Origin of the sequence: Streptomyces roseoverticillatus, from assembly GCF_000719265.1 — a bacterium.
GTDB lineage: Bacteria > Actinomycetota > Actinomycetes > Streptomycetales > Streptomycetaceae > Streptomyces > Streptomyces roseoverticillatus.
Window position 1 is genome coordinate 190,921 of record NZ_JOFL01000006.1, and the last position, 16,652, is coordinate 207,572.

A 16,652-nucleotide genomic window follows, 5' to 3' on the forward strand; every position below is an offset into this window, starting at 1 on the left:
TACCCTCGTGCAGTCGGGTCGTCCCACGCCTTACGGAGCACGATGCATTCTCGTACCACCTCGCCCGGTGGGGCCGCCGGCCTGCTGCTCGAGGACTTTTCCCTCGAAATGACCGGCAAGGACGTACCGGCCCTCGAAGAGGCCGGACGGCTCCTCCCCGGGGGCACGCGTGTCAACGTGACCTTCCTCGGCAACGAAGGGCCGGCGATGCGGCTCACCGCCGCCCGCGCGGTGAAGGCCCTCGGCTTCGAGCCCGTTCCGCACGTGTCAGCCCGCCGGATGCCCTCCCGCGCGGCGTTCGAGGAGTTCCTCTCCCGGCTCCGGGCGGACGGGACGTCCGGACAGGTCTTCGCGGTGGGCGGAGACCCGGCCGTGCCGGAGGGGCCGTACGAGGACGCCCTGGCGCTGATCCGGTCGGGGCTGCTGGAGCAGTACGGTGTCCGGCAGGTCGGTGTCTGCGGCTACCCGGAGGGGCACCCGGTCATCACCGGCCCGCGGCTGTGGTCGGCGCTGGAGCAGAAGACCGCCGCGCTCGCCGAGCGCGGCATAGCCGGTCACATCATCACGCAGTTCGGTTTTGACCCCGACCCGGTCCTCGGATGGATCGAGGAAGCGCGGGAGCGCGGTATCCACCTGCCCGTCAGGGTCGGTGTGCCCGGGCCCGCAGGGGTGCGCAGGCTCCTGGGATACGCGGCGCGGTTCGGCGTCGGTACCAGCGCGGGCATCGCCCGGAAGTACGGCCTCTCCCTCACCCACCTCATGGGGACGGCCGGCCCCGACCGGTTCCTCCGCGCCCTCGCCGAGGGCTACGACCCGCAGCGGCACGGCGACGTCAAGTTGCACTTCTACACCTTCGGTGGCCTGCGGGCCACCGCGGAGTGGGTGGCGGGCTTCCGCGAGGCGAGCGCGCCGGCTTCGTAGCGCGCGAAGCCTCGCGGCGTGTCCGGTGCGGGCCGGGGGGCGTCCCGCGCGACGCTCGCCGATCGGCCGGCTCGCCTCGCGCCGGCCGGACGCCTGCGCCCGTGTGACCCGGAGCAGGCCGCCGAGCGCTTCCTCGTCTTGCTCAGCGGCCCCTTGGAGGCCCGCTCCGGGCCGGGCACCCGCCGCGTCCCCGCCGCCGAGCTGCACGGCCTGGCTGACGCGGCCGTGGACACCTGCCTGCGGGCGTACGGCAGCGACTGAGCTTCAGGGACCCGGCCTGCTCTGTGTCCGCGGCAGTGACCGCAAGACGGCGCGGGACACGGCAGCGGAGGGCGGCTCGGTCGAACAGGGATTCACGAGGCCCTGCTGTCCGCGCGGCGTTTCACCCGCACGCCGCGCAGGCAGTATCAGGCTGATGAGCCGTTGTGTCCCTCCGCTGCGGTGGGGATTGACGCCGCCGCAGCTCGCGGCGGCCTTCGCCCGCGAAGTCGCCCGTTCCGCCGAGAGCGTCACGGCGTGAGGGCGGAAGGAGGCGCCGGCCGGAGCGGGGCTCCGCGGGTGCTGGTGGTCTCGGGCAGCATGGGAGCGGGGCACGACGGCGCTGCGCGGGAGCTCGTCCGCCGGCTCCGGGGACGCGGCGCGGACACGGTGTCGCATGATTTTCTCGACGCGTTACCCCCGGTGCACCGGCGACTGCTGAAGGGCTGGCACACGTTCACCGCCCGGCACACGCCACGGCTGTTCGACTGGGTGGCGCGCAGCGAGGAACGTGAGTCGATCGTCCGTGAGCTGACGCAGCGGGTGTGCCGCACGGCTCGAGGCGAGGCGGCCCGCTGGGCGGCCGGCGGCTTCGACGCGGTGGTTTCGGTCTTTCCCCTGGCCACGCAGACGCTGGGCATGCTGCGGGCGGACGGTGAGCTGGGCATCCCCGTGGTGTGCTGTCTGACCGATCCGGCACCGAACCGCCTGTGGGTGCATCCGGGGGTCGATCTGTACCTGACGGCTTTCGAAGCGACGGCGGTGGAGGCCGCGGAACGCTACGGAGTGACGATGTCGGTGGGCGGGCCGTTGGTCGCTCCCGTGTTCCGCCGGCCAGTGGACGAGACTGTGCGGCGGGCGGTGCGTCAAAGGCTGGGGGTGCCACCGGGGCGGCTGATGGTGCTGATGGTGGCGGGGGCCTTGGGCTCGGGTGATGTGATGGCGAGCGTCGCTGCGGTGCGGGAGGTGCCCGGCATCGTGGCTGTGGTGCTGTGCGGCCGCAACGACCGGCTGAGGCGGAAGGCGGCGGGTCTGCCGGGCGTGGTGGCGCTCGGCTGGCGTGACGACGTGCCGCAGCTGATGGCTGCGGCGGAGGTCCTGGTGCACAATGCCGGGGGCCTGTCACTGACCGAGGCGCTGGTCGCCGGCTTGCCGGCGGTCAGCTACCAGGTGCTGGCGGGGCACGGCAGGCAGAACGCGGTCACCCTCGCCCGTGCGGGACTCGTGCCTTGGCCCCGCACGCCCGGGGAACTGGCCGAGGCACTGCACCGACAAGCGTCCCGCGGCCGGGTGCCCCCTCTGCCCGCGGCGTCGCCCGGGACGGCGGAGGTTGTCGAAGCGTTGGCCCTGCGCGGCCGCACGGGGTGACCGGGCCGCGCCGCCTTCGGCGTCAGTCAGCACGGGACTGTCTGATGCGGCGGCGGCCGGGACGGAACGCGCCCGGCCCCGCTCTCCGTTTAGAGGTTGTTGACCGTTTATACAGTGACGCCCGCGATGGTCGAGACCAGTCAGCAAAGTACGTACCAACCCACCGGAAAGGTCTCGCAATGTCGATGGCAACGAACCGCTCGGTCATGACCCGCGCCGCATCCGTCGCGGCCGCCGCGATACTCGCGGCCACCGGGCTCCTGGCCGCCGGCGGCACGGCACACGCCGTGCGCACGGCCTCCGACACCCTCACCAACGGCGGCACCCTGGCCCCGGGCGCCGGCCTGGACAACGGCGACGCCCACCTCGTCATGCAGCGGGACGGAGACCTCGTCCTCTACACTTCCGGCACCAACGGCGCCGACCGGCAGCTGCGTTGGCACTCCGGCACCACCGGCGAGGGCAACAGAGCCGAGCTGCGCGCCGACGGCAACCTCGTCGTCACCGCGCAGGACGGCGCCGAGCTCTGGCAGAGCCGGACCGGCGGCACGGACTGCTCGCACATGCCGTGGACCAAGCTCACCGTCCGTTCCCATGGCGACATGTCGATCCTGGCGGGGCAGGACAGCGAGGCCCCGTACTACGTCCCGCTCTGGTCGGCGTCGTTCGGCCTCCAGCCCTCCTGCGGCCGCTCCGCCCGGTGAACGCCCCCGCCCCGGGACTGAGACTCGCCCTGCTCGGCCCGGTGCGGGCCTGGTACGACGGTGTGCCGGTGGATCTCGGTCAGTCCAGGTCGCACGAGGTGTTCGCGGTCCTGCTGGCCGCCGCCGGCCGGACCGTGGCATTGCCGCTGCTCGTGGAGGGGGTGTGGGACGAGGGCGACCGCCCGTCCCGGGCGGAGCACTCCATCCGCACCCACGTGTGGCGGCTGCGCCGGGCCCTCGCCCAGCACACCGCCGAGCCGCTGCTCGACACCGTCGGGGGCGGCTACGCGCTCCGGGTGCCCGCCCATGCCGTCGACACCTGGACGTTCGAACGCGCCCTGGCGCGGGCCGAGGAGATCCGGGCCGCGGGCGGCACCGCCGGGCAGGCCCGCGACATCCTGGCCGGCGCCCTGGAGCTGTGGACCGGCGAACCGCTGGCCGGACTCCACGGCCCCCACGCCCGCGCGCTGCGCGCCCGCTACGCGCAACTGCGCCGCTCCCTGCTGGAGGCCCGGCTCGAACTCGACGCCGAGCTCGGCGACCGGCCCTGCCTCGTGGCCGAGGCGGGCGCCCTGGTCATGGAACACCCGGCGAGCCAACGGCTGCGCGCGGTGCAGATGCTGGCGCTGTACCGATCCGGCCGCCAGGCCGAGGCCCTGGGCGTGTACGAGGACACCCGGCGCTACCTCGGCACCGAACTCGGCCACCTGCCGCCCGCGGAACGCGCCCCCGGCGCCGGACTCGCCGCGCTGCACCAGCGGATCCTGCGCTCGGACCCCACCCTGCGCCTTCCCGGGACGGATCGCCGGCCGCAGGCCCCGGGCGGTGCCTTCCCTTCGCCCGTCGCCGGCTTCACCGGACGCGACGAGCAGCTCCGGGAGCTCACCGGCATGCTGACCCGCCCGGACACCCCGGCCGTCGTCGTCTCGGCGGTCAACGGCATGGCGGGCGTCGGCAAGACCACCCTCGCCGTGCACGCCGCCCACGCACTCGGCGACGACGCCTTCCCCGACGGACGCCTCTACGCCGACCTGCGCGGCGCCGACGCCGCGCCCCTGGATCCGCATGCCGTACTGGCCACCCTGCTTCGCGGGCTGGGCACCGCGGACGAAGACATCCCGGAGGATGCCGGCGAGCGCACGGCCCTCTACCGCTCACTGCTGGCCGACCGCCGGATGCTCCTGCTGCTGGACAACGCGGCCTCCTGCGAGCAGCTCAGACCGCTGATCCCCGGCGCCGCCGACTGCGCCGTCCTGGTCACCAGCCGCGCCTGGCTCACCGGGCTGGCCGGGGCGCGGCACTTGCGGCTGGACGTCATGCCGCCTGCCGAGGCCCTCGGCCTGCTGCGGCGGACCGCCGGCCGGCGCGCCGTGGACGCCGAGCCCGAGGCCGCCGCCGCGCTCGTGGCCGCCTGCGGTCACCTGCCGCTGGCCCTGCGGATCGTCGCCTCCCGCCTGGCGGCGGAACCCGGCCGGTCCCTCGCCGGCATGGTCCAGCGCCTCGCCGGCGAACGCGGCCGCCTGGACGAACTGCGCTCCGGCGACGCCGCCGTGGACGCCGCCTTCGAGCTCTCCTACGCCACGCTCACCACCGAACAGGCCCGCGCCTTCCGGCTGCTGTCCGCGCCGGACGTACCGGACCTCGCCCTGCCGAGCGCCGCCGCCCTGCTGGGACTCGGCACCGAAGAGGCCGAGGAGCTCCTCGAATCCCTCGTCGAACTCAACCTCCTGGAGTCCCACCGCCTGGGCCGCTACCACTTCCACGACCTCGTCCGCGCCTTCGCCCGGGCCGCGAACGCCCGCGAGGACCCTCCCGCGACGACCTCCCGCGCCGTCGCCCGCCTCCTCGACTTCTGCCTGGCCACCGCCCGCAACGCCGACGCCGTCGCGCACGCGGCCGAGCCCGACGAACGGACGCTCATCGACGCCGCACCGGCCTCGCCCGGCCTCGCCTTCGCCACCGCGCAGGAGGCCACCGACTGGATGCGCGAGGAAACCGCCCTGCAACGCGCCCTGATCGCCCGCGCCTGCGCCGACGACGGCCTGCCGCTGGCCCAGGCCGCCGATCTCGTCGACCGGCTGAACACCGTGCTCTCCGGCATCACCCACCTCACGGCGGTGTCGGAACTGGCCCGTCAGGTCGCCGAGGTCGCCGCCGGGCGCGGCGACCGGCCCTCCGAGGCCCTGGCCCGCTACGTACGGGGGAACGCCCTGTGGCACGCCAACTCCTTCCCCGAGGCCGAGTCGGAGCTCCACCGCAGCCTCGGACTCTGCGACCGCGACGCCGGCCTGCGGCTGCGCGCGTCGGCCCACCTCACCCTGTGCGCCCACGCCCGGGTCCGCGGCCGCTTCGACGACGCGGTCGTGCACGGGGAGGCGTCGGTGCGGCTCTTCCGCACGCTGGGCGCGGCGACCGCCGAGGGCACTGCGCTGGGCGAGCTGGCCTTCAACTACGCCCGTCAGGGCCGCCTTTCCGAGGCGCGGGCGGCGGCCGAGCGCGGAGCGGAGCTGCTCGGCGGCCGGGAGTCGGTGTCCACGGCCATCGGCCTGTACTACCTGGCCCGGGTCCTGCGTCTGTGCGGCGACCGGGACGAGGCCCTGCGCCGGGCCGGTGCGGGCCTGGTCCTCTTCCGCGCCCTGAACGTGTCCTCCTTCGAGGCCGCGTCGGGCAACCTGATCGCCGAACTCCACGCCGAGAAGGAGGGGTACGCGCTCGCGGCACGGACCGCCGAGACGTTCCTGCCGCTGGCCCGCAAGGTCAGCGCGATGCTGGAGGGCGGCCTGCTCAGGACCCTCGGCCGCAGCCTCGTCCACCTGGGGCAGCAGGCCCGCGCCGACGCCTGTCTGAGGGCCGCCCTGGAACTCTTCGAGGGGCTCCACGCCGAGCAGGACGCCGAACAGGTCCGCGGGCTGCTCGCAACGGCTCCGTTCAGCCCGCGGTGAACGGTGGGCGGAAGTCTCCGCGGCACAGCAAGAACCGCCACCCCCCACCGAAACGTCCCCTACGTCGGCGACGCCATGAACGACCAGGCCGGCTCGGTCAGCTTCGACCGCTGACCCCGCACGCTCCGGAGTGCCCCGTGGAACCCCCGGCCGCGTTCGCCGTTCCGTCGGAAGAGTCGGAAGACACGAGCCGGTCGTCACCGTACCGGCGGGACGGCCGCGCGGCGGATCAAACCGGTCGGTCGGGATCCGCAAGTTGCCGGAACAGCCCCCGTGAGGCAGCCGTGCCGGCCCCCGTCGCCGCGAGTCCCCCGCGCCGCAGACGGGCCGGCCTGTTTCTTCTCTCTTCGCTGAGGTGGCTGCCGCCGGTGCTGCCGGTTCCGGCGGCCGGTGCGGCCCGTGGTCGTGGGCTGCGCCGGGTGCCGGCGAGGTGTTCCCGGCCGGACGCGCGGGCTCCGCGGAAGAAACCCGGCGGCTCCATATGTTTTCGTATGCGGGCGGTCACACCTCAAACCGGGCATTCAGGAGTTTCCTTCGGGCATCGAAGGCCGCTCCGCGAGGCCCGGGCCGGTGCCGGCGTGAAGGCGGGAGGCCGGGCGAGCCTCCGGGCAAAACGGTCGAAAGGTGGTGGCGCGCTGTCCGAAACTCCTCTCGGGTGTGACTGAAATCTATCGCCGTGGCGCGAAGTCGCCTGGCTGTTCGGGGGCGTTCGGGGCACTTCGTTCCATGATCAAGAGCTGTGGACACGGCGGATTGGCTGACCCTAGGATCCAGCTGGCCTGACCGGAGAAGGTCGGGGAATTGGCCGAATCAGTCGCTGGCTTTTCGATATCCGGGGGAAAATTCAATGCCCAACCCCACCGTGTGGAATGTCGTGCTCGACGCGGGAGCTGACACCGACATTGTGCTCGCCGCCGATTTCCCGGTGACAGGCCGGAACGAGGGGGGATTCGCCGACCTGGCACCCGGTCTGAACCTCGACTGCGCCCTGTGGCAGACGGTCGCTCCGGTCCGCGACCCCGGAACGGACGCCCTGGGCGACGCGTACCTGGAGCCCTGGCTGTCGGAGGTCGCCGCGAGCGGGCGGAAGGTCCGTGCGGTGATGGGATATTGCGCGGGCTCGGTGTTCGCCGGCGTGCTGGCCGAGAAGATCGCCGCACAGCAGGGGACCGCCCCGCGCGTGATCGTCTTCGACCCCGAGCTGGTCGACGTGCCCACGGTGCACCTCCAGTTCGGGCGCGTGATCGGCAACATGACCACCGTCCTGACGGCGGAGGAGATCGACGAGCTGTCCGGCACCGCGGAGCGGCTCGTCGCGAAATCCGGCATCGCGCCGGCCGAGTTCGCGGCCGGGCTCTACGCCGCCTTCCGCCCGATCGGCTCCGCCGCCCTCCGCCGCGCCGGACTGGACGAGGACTACGCCGGGGAACTGGTCGCCCTGGTCGGCTCGTTCATGTCCTACCTCGCCACCGCGGCCGGCCTCGACCCGCGGCCGGGCTGGCAGCGGGCCACCGTGATCACGTCCGCCAGCGAGCGCAGCGGGCTGAACCGCATGCGCGCCACGCCGGGCATCGCCCCGATCGAGGTCGGCGACGAGCAGCGCTTCGAGGCCGAGCACCGCGACCTGCTGCGCACCCCCGAGGTCACGGCGACGGTGGCCGGCGTGCTGGCCGCCCGGCCGGGAGCGGACGCGTGAGCAACGACCTGCCGGCCGGCCACGTCCGCCCGCCCCGCAAGGAGAGCACCCTCTGGCTGCTCGACGAGCTCGTCCCGGACAGCGGCGCTAACAACCTCTCGCTCGCGATACGGGTGCGCGGCCGCCTCGACGCCGCCGCCACCGCGAAGGCCGTCCAACTGCTGGTGGAGCGCTTCGAGGTGCTGCGCACCGTCTACCACCGCGACGAAGCCGGCCTGATCAAGTCCGTACCGGCGACCATGGCAGCCGGCCTGGAGGAGGCGGAGCACCACGGGGGCGAGGAGGACGAACTCGCCGCCCTGACCGCCTTCGTGGCCAGGCCGTTCACTACGGACGGCAGCCCTCTCGTCCGGGCGCTGCTGCTGCACGGCAAGGACGGGGACGTCTTCTGCCTGGCGCTCCACCACGCCGTGTCCGACGTCCAGTCGACGGCGATCCTGCGTGCCGGGTTCGTCTCCCTCTACGAGGCCGTGGCGGCCGGTGAGCCGCCCGTCCTCGCCGAGGTCCCCGCCTGGCACGGACCGGAGACGTCCGAGGAGAGCCGGCAGTACTGGCGCGAGAAGATGGCGGGCTTCCGCTCGTCCGGCCTGGAACTGTGGTGCGAACAGCGGGAACAGGCGGTGACCACCCTCCGGGGCGACGAGGTCACCCACGTCCTGTCGCCGGAGGCCCACGAGGTGGTGCGCCGCCTGCAGCGCGAGCTGCGGGCGCCCGAGTCGGTCGTCCTCCTCACCGCCTACGCGGTGCTCCTCGCCGCGCACGGCGCCGGGCCCGACCTCACCATCGGCTCGCCGGTCAACACCCGTCCCCGCGAGGCGGTGGACACGGTCGGCTACCACAGCAACCTCGTCACCCTGCGCCTCCTGCTGGAGCAGAACGCAAGCTTCCGGGACCTCACCGCCCTGACCCGGCGGACGTTCATGGAAGCGATGGCGCACATGGACGTGCCCGCCGACGACGTCCTCGACATGGTCGAGCGCGACGGCACGGGCTGGCGCAACACGCTGTTCAAGCACGTGTTCAACTACGTGCCCTTCGTAGAGGACCAGCGCACCTTCTCCGTCGCCGGCACCGAGGCCGAGCTCGTCGTGGTGGAGAACGGGTTCAGCCAGTTCGACCTGGAGTTCTTCGTCTCGGCCAGCCGGGAGACCGCCACCGTGCGCGCCGTGTTCTACACGGGCGTGCTGGACCGCGCGGACGTCGAACTGATGGTCCGCCGCTACGACGCCCTGCTCGTCGCGGCGGGCGCCGCGCTCGACGCCCCGCTCGCCTCGCTGCCCGTCTGGTCGCCGCAGGACCACGCCGTCATCGACCCGGCCAACGCGACGGACCGCGCGATCGCACTGCCGACGGTCCTCGCGGGATTCGCCCGCCGCGCCGCCGCGAACCCCACGGCACCGGCCGTCCGCGACGGCGACAGCACGGCCACGTACGGCACGCTGTGGTCCGCCGCGGCCGACACCGCAGCCCGGCTGACCGCGGCCGGCGTACGGCGCGGCGATGTCGTCGCGCTGCTCCTGCCGCGCGGCGCGGCCCTGGCCGCCTCCGTGTTCGGCACCTGGCTCGCGGGGGCCGCCTACCTGCCCCTCGACCCCAACCACCCCGCGGAGCGGCTGGCGTACCAGCTGGAGGACGCGGGCGCCCGGGCCGTGATCACCGGTGCGGGAACCGAGGCGCCCGCCGGATACGCGACCGTGCCCGCCGCCGACTGGGAGAACGTGCCCGAGGCACTGGTGGACGTGGCGGCGGCGGAGGCCGCCGGAGCCGACGACCTCGCCTACGTCATCTACACCTCGGGATCGACCGGCAAGCCCAAGGGCATCCCGATCAAGCACCGCAGCCTCGTCAACCACATCGTCGACTACGCCGACCGCTTCGGCGTGGCCGGCTCGGCGCGCCCCACCGGCTGGCTCAGCACGTACAGCTTCGACACCTCCTCGCTCGAACTGATGATGCCGCTGCTGCACGGCGGGCACACCGTGGTCCTCCCGGACGCGGCGCGGACGGACGGCGACCTGCTGGCGGCGGCCGTCACCGCCCACGACATCGGCTTCCTGCAGGCGACCCCGACCACCTGGCGGCTGGTCGCCCGCGAGGCCGGCGAGGTGGTGGCCGGGCGCACGATCCTCACCGGCGGCGAACCCCTTCCCGCCGAGCTTGCGGACACGCTGCTCGCGGCGGGCGCCGAGCTCTGGAACGTCTACGGGCCCACCGAGAGCACCATCTGGGCGACCGCGGGGCGCATGAGCACGGACCGCGCCGGAAGGGTGGACGTCGGCTCGCCCGTCGCCAACACCCGCGTCTTCATCGCCGACCCCCACGGCCGGCCGCTGCCGGTCGGGGTGCGCGGCGAGCTGTGCGTCGCCGGCGTCGGCGTCGCCTCCGGCTACCACGACCGGCCCGGGCTGACCGCCGAACGCTTCGGCGAGAACGCCGCGTACGGGCGGTTCCACCGCTCCGGTGACGTGGCCTGCTGGCGGCCCGACGGCCGCATCGACCTGTTCGGCAGGGTCGACCGGCAGGTCAAGCTGCGCGGCAACCGGATCGAGCTGGCGGAGGTGGAGGCCGTCCTGCTCGGCCACCCCGACGTCGAGGCCGCGGCCGTCGTGGTCGTCGGCGATCCGGGCGCGGACGGCTCCCTCGCCGCGTTCGTCCGCGTGCCGGGCCGCCCCGAGGCCGTCGACGAGCTCTGGGACCACGCCCACCGGCAGCTGCCGCGCTCGGTGGTGCCGCATCGCTTCATCGCCGTGGACGCCTTCCCGCGTACGGGCAGCGACAAGGTCGACTACCTGGCCCTCGCCGAGCGCGCGGCCCGGCAGCACGGCCCCGCCATCGGCGGCGGCACCGCCCAGGCCGCCGGCGACGACCTGACCGCGACCGTCCTCGGGCTCTTCGCCGAGCTGCTGGACCGCACGGACCTGGACGCCGGCTCGCACTTCTTCGCCAACGGCGGGCACTCGCTGCTGGCGGCCGCACTCGCCCAGCGGATCAAGGACATCACCGGCATCCGGCTCGCGCTGACCGACGTGTTCGAGACTCCGACCCCGGCTGCGCTGGCCGAGCGGCTGCGCCGGCTCGCCTGACGGCACCGAAAGAGAGACATCCATGGAAATCCTCAAGCTGGCCGTCAGCGGCTGGTTCGCGCGGGCCCTGGCGGTCGCCGCCAGGCTGGAGATAGCGGACATCCTCGACGGCGGTGCGATGACGCCGGCTGAGCTGGCCGAGCGCACCGACACCGACCCCGAGGTGCTGTACCGCCTGCTGCAGATGCTCACCGTGCCGGGCGTGCTCGAACGGGACGGCGAGAAGTTCCGCCTGTCCGAGGCCTACGCCCCGCTGCGCGCGGACCACCCCTTCACCCAGCGCCACTTCGCCATCCTCGCCGCCGAGCTGTACGACGACGCGTTCGCCGGCCTGATGCACACCGTCAAGACCGGCCGCTCCGGCTTCCAGGAGGTCTTCGGGCAGTCGCTCTACGCCTACCTGGAGAACGACTCCGAGACGGCCGAGCTCTTCGACAAGGGCATGGTCGACCTGGCGACGCCGGTCGCCCACTGCCTCGTCGAGAAGCACGACTTCAGCGGTGTGAAGAGCATCGTCGACGTCGGCGGCGGCAGCGGCGGCCTGCTGCCCGGCATCCTGGCCGCCCACCCGGGCGCCCGGGGCACCGTGGCGGACCGCGCCAGCGTCTGCGCCCGGGGCCGCGAGGGCCTGGGCCGGGTCGCGGACGAGGCGGTCCTTACGCGGATCACCTTCACGCCGAGCGACTTCTTCGCGGAGGTGCCCCCGGGCGCCGACCGCTACCTGCTGAAGAACGTGCTGCACGACTGGACGTACGACAACTGCGTCCGCATCCTGAGCACCGTCGCCACCGCCATGGCCGGCAGCGCCGAGGGCGCCCGGCTGCTCGTGGTGGAGCCGCTGGTCGAGAACGACATCGACGGCTGGCGGGCCATGTTCCAGGCCGTGGCCTGCGACGAGGGCACCCTCGGCCTGGACGAGCCGGCCATGCGCCGCGCCCTGGAGGAGGCCGGCTTCACGGTGGAGTCCGTGGCGCAGCTGCCCACCGGCCACAAGGTCCTCGAAGCCTCCCTGCGCGCCGCCTGATGCTCACGCCCGTCTTCCTGTTCGCGGGCCAGGGCTCGCAGTACCACGGGATGGGCAGGTGGCTCCACGGGGCGGACCCCGTCTTCCGCGAGACCCTCGACTCCCTCGACGCGGTCGTCCGCGAGGTGCGCGGCGACTCGGTGGTCGAGGCGATCCACGCGGACGGACACGGCCCCGAGCGCCCGATGACGCGGTTCGCGCTCACCCAGCCGGCGATCTTCATGGTCGAGTACGCCCTGGCACAGATGCTGAGGTCGCACGGGTTCGCACCCGGTGCGGTGCTCGGCGCCAGCCTGGGCGAGGTGGCCGCGGCGGCGGTCGCGGGGGTCTTCGATCCCGGCGACTGCCTGCGGTCCCTGCTGCGCCAGACCGAGCTGTTCGAGGCCGAGTGCCCCCGCGGGGGCATGCTCGCCGTCCTCGCCGACGTGGGGCTGGCCAGGCGCGACCCGGTCCTGGCTGCGGCCCACGTGGCCGCCGTCAACTCGCCGGAGAACTTCGTCCTGGCGGGCACGGCCGGCGACCTGGACCGGATCGAACGGCACCTCGTCGCGACCGGCGTCCTCTGCCAGCGGCTGCCCGTCCTGTTCCCCTTCCACTCGCCCCTGATGGACCCGGTGGAAGGCGCCTTCAAGGACCTGATCGGCGGACTGGCCACCAAGCCCGCCACCGTCCCGCTGATCTCCGGCACCACCGGCGCGACCGTGCACCTCCCCGACCCGGCCCACCTGTGGCGGGTGCTGAGGGACCCCTTCGACCTGACCAAGGCCCTCGCCCCGCTCCTGGAGCGGGACGACCTGCTCTTCCTCGACCTGGGCCCGTCCGGGTCCATGGCCAATCTGGTGCGGGCCGCCCTGCCGGCCGGCAGCACGTCCCGCGTGCTGCCGCTGCTGTCCCCGTACGCCCGCGACGAGGTGCTGTACCGGGCCGTGCTCGACGCGCGCCCGCTCCTCGCCGCCCCCGCACCACGAACCGAGGTGAAGCCCATGAGCACCCCCGTGGCGACGCAGGACCGGACCGCCGCCGGCGGGAAGACCCTCGACGTCTACGTCTTCCCCGGGCAGGGCGCCCAGGCCAAGGGGATGGGCCGGGAGGTCTTCGACCGCTTCCCCGGCCTCGTCGCCCGCGCCGACGCCGTGCTCGGCTACTCCCTCCGCGAGCTGTGCCTGGAGGACCCCGGCCGGAACCTGCGCGACACCCGCTACACCCAGCCCGCGCTGTACGCCGTCGACGCCCTCACCTGGCTGGCGGCCGTCGGAGAGGGCGGGCGGCTGCCGGACTACGTCCTCGGCCACAGCCTGGGCGAGTTCGCCGCGCTGTTCGCCGCCGGCGTCTTCGACTTCGAGACCGGGCTGCGCCTGGTCGCCGAGCGAGGCCGGCTCATGGGACAGGTCACGGGCGGCACGATGGCCGCCGTCTCGGCGGTCGACGCCGCGCTCGTCGAGCGGGTCCTGCGGGACGGCGGCCTCGACGAGATCGACATCGCCAACTACAACGCGCCCAGCCAGACGGTGATCGCCGGTCCCGCGGAGGCGGTGGGCCGCGCCCTGCCCCTGCTGAAGGAGGCCGGAGCCCGCTGCGCGCCCCTCAACGTCAGCGCCCCGTTCCACAGCAGGTACATGGCGGCGGCCGCCGAGGAGTTCGGCCGGCTGCTGGAGCGCACCCCCTTCGCGGCACCGAAGATCCCGGTGATCAGCAACGTCCACGCCAGGCCCTACGAGGCGGGTGAGGTGGCCGCCACCCTGCGCCGCCAGATCGCCTCGCCGGTGCGCTGGACGGACAGCGTCCGGCTCCTGATGGGGCTGGGCGACCTGCGGGTGCGGGAGCTCGGCCCGGGTCAGGTGCTGACGAAGCTCGTCGACCGGATCCGCACCGAGGCGACCCCGATCCCCGCGGCGGAGACCACCGTGCCCGCGGCCCCGGTCCCGCCGGCGCCGGTCCGTGCCGAACCCGCGCGCAGCCGCCCGGTCGCGCCGTCGCTGGGCTCGGAGGCCTTCCGGCGGGACTACGGCGTACGCCTCGCCTACGCCGCGGGCGGGATGCGCCGCGGCGTCAGCTCGGTCGGCCTGGTCGCCCGGATGGCCCGGGCCGGCCTGCTGTCCTACTTCGGCGCCTCGGGGCTCGCCCCCGCCGAGACGGCGGCGGCCGTGCAGCGGATCCGCGAACGCGTCCCCGCCGGAGCGCCGTTCGGGGTCAACGTCACCCATGACCCCTTCGACCCGCGCGCCGAGGACGCCCTGGTGGACGTGCTGATCCGGCACGACGTCCGGTTCGTGGAGGCCGCCACCCACGTCGAGGTGACGCCCGCACTCGTACGCCACCGCCTGACCGGTGCCCGGGTGCTTCCGGACGGCACCGTGCACGTCCCCCGTAAGCTGCTGGCGAAGGTCACCCGGCCGGACGCCGCCCGCCTGTTCCTGTCCCCGCCGCCCGCCGCGCTGACGCAACGGCTGGTGGCCGAGGGGCTGCTGACCGCCGAGGAGGCGGAGGCCGGGCAGCGCGTCGCGCTGGCGGACGACGTCTGCGCGGTCGGCGACGCGGGCGACCACTCCGACCTGGCGACCCTCTGGGCGCTGCTGCCCGCGCTGCGCCGGCTGCGCGCCGAGCTGGGCGGCGTCGCCGAGGCCGTGCGCATCGGTGCCGGCGGCGGGATCGGCACCCCCGAGTCGGCCGCGGCCTCCTTCGTGCTGGGCGCCGACTTCGTCCTCACCGGCTCCGTCAACCTGTGCACGGCCGAGAGCGGGATGAGCGCCGCGGCCAAGGACCTGCTCCAGGACGCCGACGTGCACGACACCGCGTTCGCGCCCTACGGGGACCTGTTCGAGCTGGGCGGGCGGGCGCGCGTGCTGCGCAAGGGGGTGCTCTTCCACGCCCGCGCGGGCAAGCTGCACGACCTGTGGCGCAACTACGACGCCTGGGAGGCGGTGCCCGCCGCGGTGCGTTCCAAGGTGGAGCGCGATTACCTCGGCGCCCCGTTCGACGAGGTCTGGGCACGCCTCGGCCGCACCGCCGAACACGGGCTCGACCCCAAGCGGCGCATGGCGCTGGTCTTCCGCTGGTACTGCGCGCAGGCGAGCACCTGGGCGATCGACGGCACCCCCGGCCGCGTCGCCGACTACCAGGTCCCCTGCGGACCGGCACTGGGGGCGTGCAACCGCTGGCTGGCCGGGACGCCGCTGCACGCGTGGCGGGACCGGCACGCCGACGAACTGGCCGACCGCCTGATGACCGAGGCCGCCGCAGTCGCCGGCCCGGCGGCCTGAACCGCGGCCCGGCACCGGGCGAGGCCGCCCGTGTGCCGGGCAGGGGCCCGAGCCGGGCGCGAAGCGACACCGAGCACGAAACGAAACACACGAGCAAGAAGCGAGGCCGACCGAATGACCGAAACCTCCGCTCCGGAGCCCTCCACCGAACCCGGCACCTCAGCCAGTGAGTTCGACCTGTCCGACCCGGCGTTCATCACCGACCCGGCGGCGGGCGAGCGGTGGCTGGGCGGCCCCCGGCCGGTCTGCCCGGGGAAGTTCGCCGACGGCAGCCCCATCTGGGTGGCCACCGGCTACCAGGACGTCAGGAAGGTGCTGAGCGAGCCGACGCTGCGCAGCCGCCCGCCGGGCGACTCCCACCGGGAGTCCATGCTCAGCCGGGGCATTCCCGAAGACATCGTCGACATGTTCGACTCTACGCTGCTGACCATGGACGGCGACGACCACATGCGCGTGCGGCGGCTCGTCACGCGCGCCCTGTCCGCCCGGCGGATGCAGACGCTCACCCCTGCGATCAACCGCGTGGCCCACCGCCTGCTGGACGACCTCGCCGCCAAGCCCGAGCCCGACCTGATCGCCGACTACGCGCACCCGCTGGCCATCATCGTCATCTGCGAGCTGCTCGGCGTCGACGAGGACTACCGCGAGCAGTGGCGCGAGTGGAGCGAGACCCTGGCAGCGGCCCTGCGCCCGAACCCCGAGCAGTTCGCCCCGGCGGTGCGCGGCATGGCCCGGGTGACCAGGGAGCTGATCGAGGCCCGCCAGGCCGAGCCCCGGGACGACCTCATCTCCGAGCTCGTGCAGATCCACGAGCAGGACAGCGAGCGGCTGACCGACGACGAGCTGGTGGCCCTGGCCATGGTCCTCGTCCAGGCCGGTCACGAGACCGTCCGCAACCTCATCGCGCTCGGCGTGTTCACCCTGCTCCAGCACCCCGACCAGCTGCAGTTGCTGAAGGACGACCCGTCCGTCGCCGGCCGGGCGGTCGCCGAACTCGTGCGCCACACCGCACCGGTGAAGCACACCTTCCGGCGCTTCGCCACCGAGCCCGTCGAGATCGGCGGGGTGACGGTGCAGCCCGGCGAGGCCATCCAGGTCGTGCTCGCCGCGGCCAACCGCGACCCCGGCGAGTTCGACCAGCCGGAGCGGCTGGACCTCACCCGCGAGCACAACCCCCACCTGGGCTTCGGCCGCGGCGCGCACTACTGCCTGGGCGCCAGCCTCGCCCTGATCGAGGGAGAGGTCGCGCTGAACGCCCTGTTCGAGCGCTTCCCCGACCTGGAGCTGGCGGCCGAACCGGCGGAGATCGCGCCGCGCTACCTGCTCTCCATGCAGCGGCTCCCGGTGCGCCTGTCGCCGGTGCCCACGAGTTGCCCCGTGACCGGGTGAACGGAGA

Annotated in this window: 10 protein-coding genes; all 10 read left to right on the top strand. The window is 73.9% G+C overall.

Annotated elements, in window-relative coordinates:
• The first annotated feature begins 42 nt into the window (after positions 1–42).
• The 10 genes from IF61_RS0108320 (at position 43) to IF61_RS0108365 (ending at position 16,645) form a co-directional block, all read left to right on the top strand.
• Entirely contained in the window at positions 43–921 is an 879-nt protein-coding gene (locus tag IF61_RS0108320; protein WP_030365624.1) for a methylenetetrahydrofolate reductase, read from the top strand.
• An 18-nt stretch (positions 922–939) separates the two neighbouring features.
• Entirely contained in the window at positions 940–1,182 is a 243-nt protein-coding gene (locus IF61_RS0108325; RefSeq protein ID WP_030365625.1) for a TetR/AcrR family transcriptional regulator C-terminal domain-containing protein, read from the top strand.
• Positions 1,183–1,479: 297 nt separating this feature from the next.
• A complete protein-coding gene (locus IF61_RS37415; RefSeq protein ID WP_052392509.1) occupies positions 1,480–2,547 on the top strand; it encodes an MGDG synthase family glycosyltransferase in 1,068 nt (355 codons plus the stop codon).
• Positions 2,548–2,726: 179 nt separating this feature from the next.
• Positions 2,727–3,251 (top strand): hypothetical protein, encoded by a 525-nt coding sequence (locus IF61_RS33260; protein WP_052392510.1) that lies wholly within the window; start codon positions 2,727–2,729, stop codon positions 3,249–3,251.
• Positions 3,248–6,193: an AfsR/SARP family transcriptional regulator gene (locus IF61_RS0108340; protein ID WP_043188227.1), complete on the top strand. Its 2,946-nt coding sequence runs from the start codon at positions 3,248–3,250 to the stop codon at positions 6,191–6,193. Before IF61_RS33260 ends, IF61_RS0108340 begins: the two co-directional genes overlap by 4 nt.
• Before the next feature lie 847 nt (positions 6,194–7,040).
• Positions 7,041–7,889, top strand: coding sequence for a hypothetical protein (locus IF61_RS35765; RefSeq protein WP_030365629.1), 849 nt, complete (start codon positions 7,041–7,043; stop codon positions 7,887–7,889).
• Entirely contained in the window at positions 7,886–10,972 is a 3,087-nt protein-coding gene (locus tag IF61_RS0108350) for a non-ribosomal peptide synthetase (protein WP_030365630.1), read from the top strand. The genes IF61_RS35765 and IF61_RS0108350 overlap by 4 nt, the downstream gene beginning before the upstream one ends.
• 22 nt (positions 10,973–10,994) lie before the next feature.
• Entirely contained in the window at positions 10,995–11,996 is a 1,002-nt protein-coding gene (locus tag IF61_RS0108355; RefSeq protein WP_052392512.1) for a methyltransferase, read from the top strand.
• A complete protein-coding gene (gene fabD, locus IF61_RS0108360) occupies positions 11,996–15,256 on the top strand; it encodes an ACP S-malonyltransferase (RefSeq protein WP_030365632.1) in 3,261 nt (1,086 codons plus the stop codon). Before IF61_RS0108355 ends, fabD begins: the two co-directional genes overlap by 1 nt.
• Positions 15,257–15,370: 114 nt before the next feature.
• Complete coding sequence (locus tag IF61_RS0108365) at positions 15,371–16,645, top strand: cytochrome P450 family protein (RefSeq protein ID WP_030365633.1); 1,275 nt, start codon at positions 15,371–15,373, stop codon at positions 16,643–16,645.
• Positions 16,646–16,652: the final 7 nt, after the last annotated feature.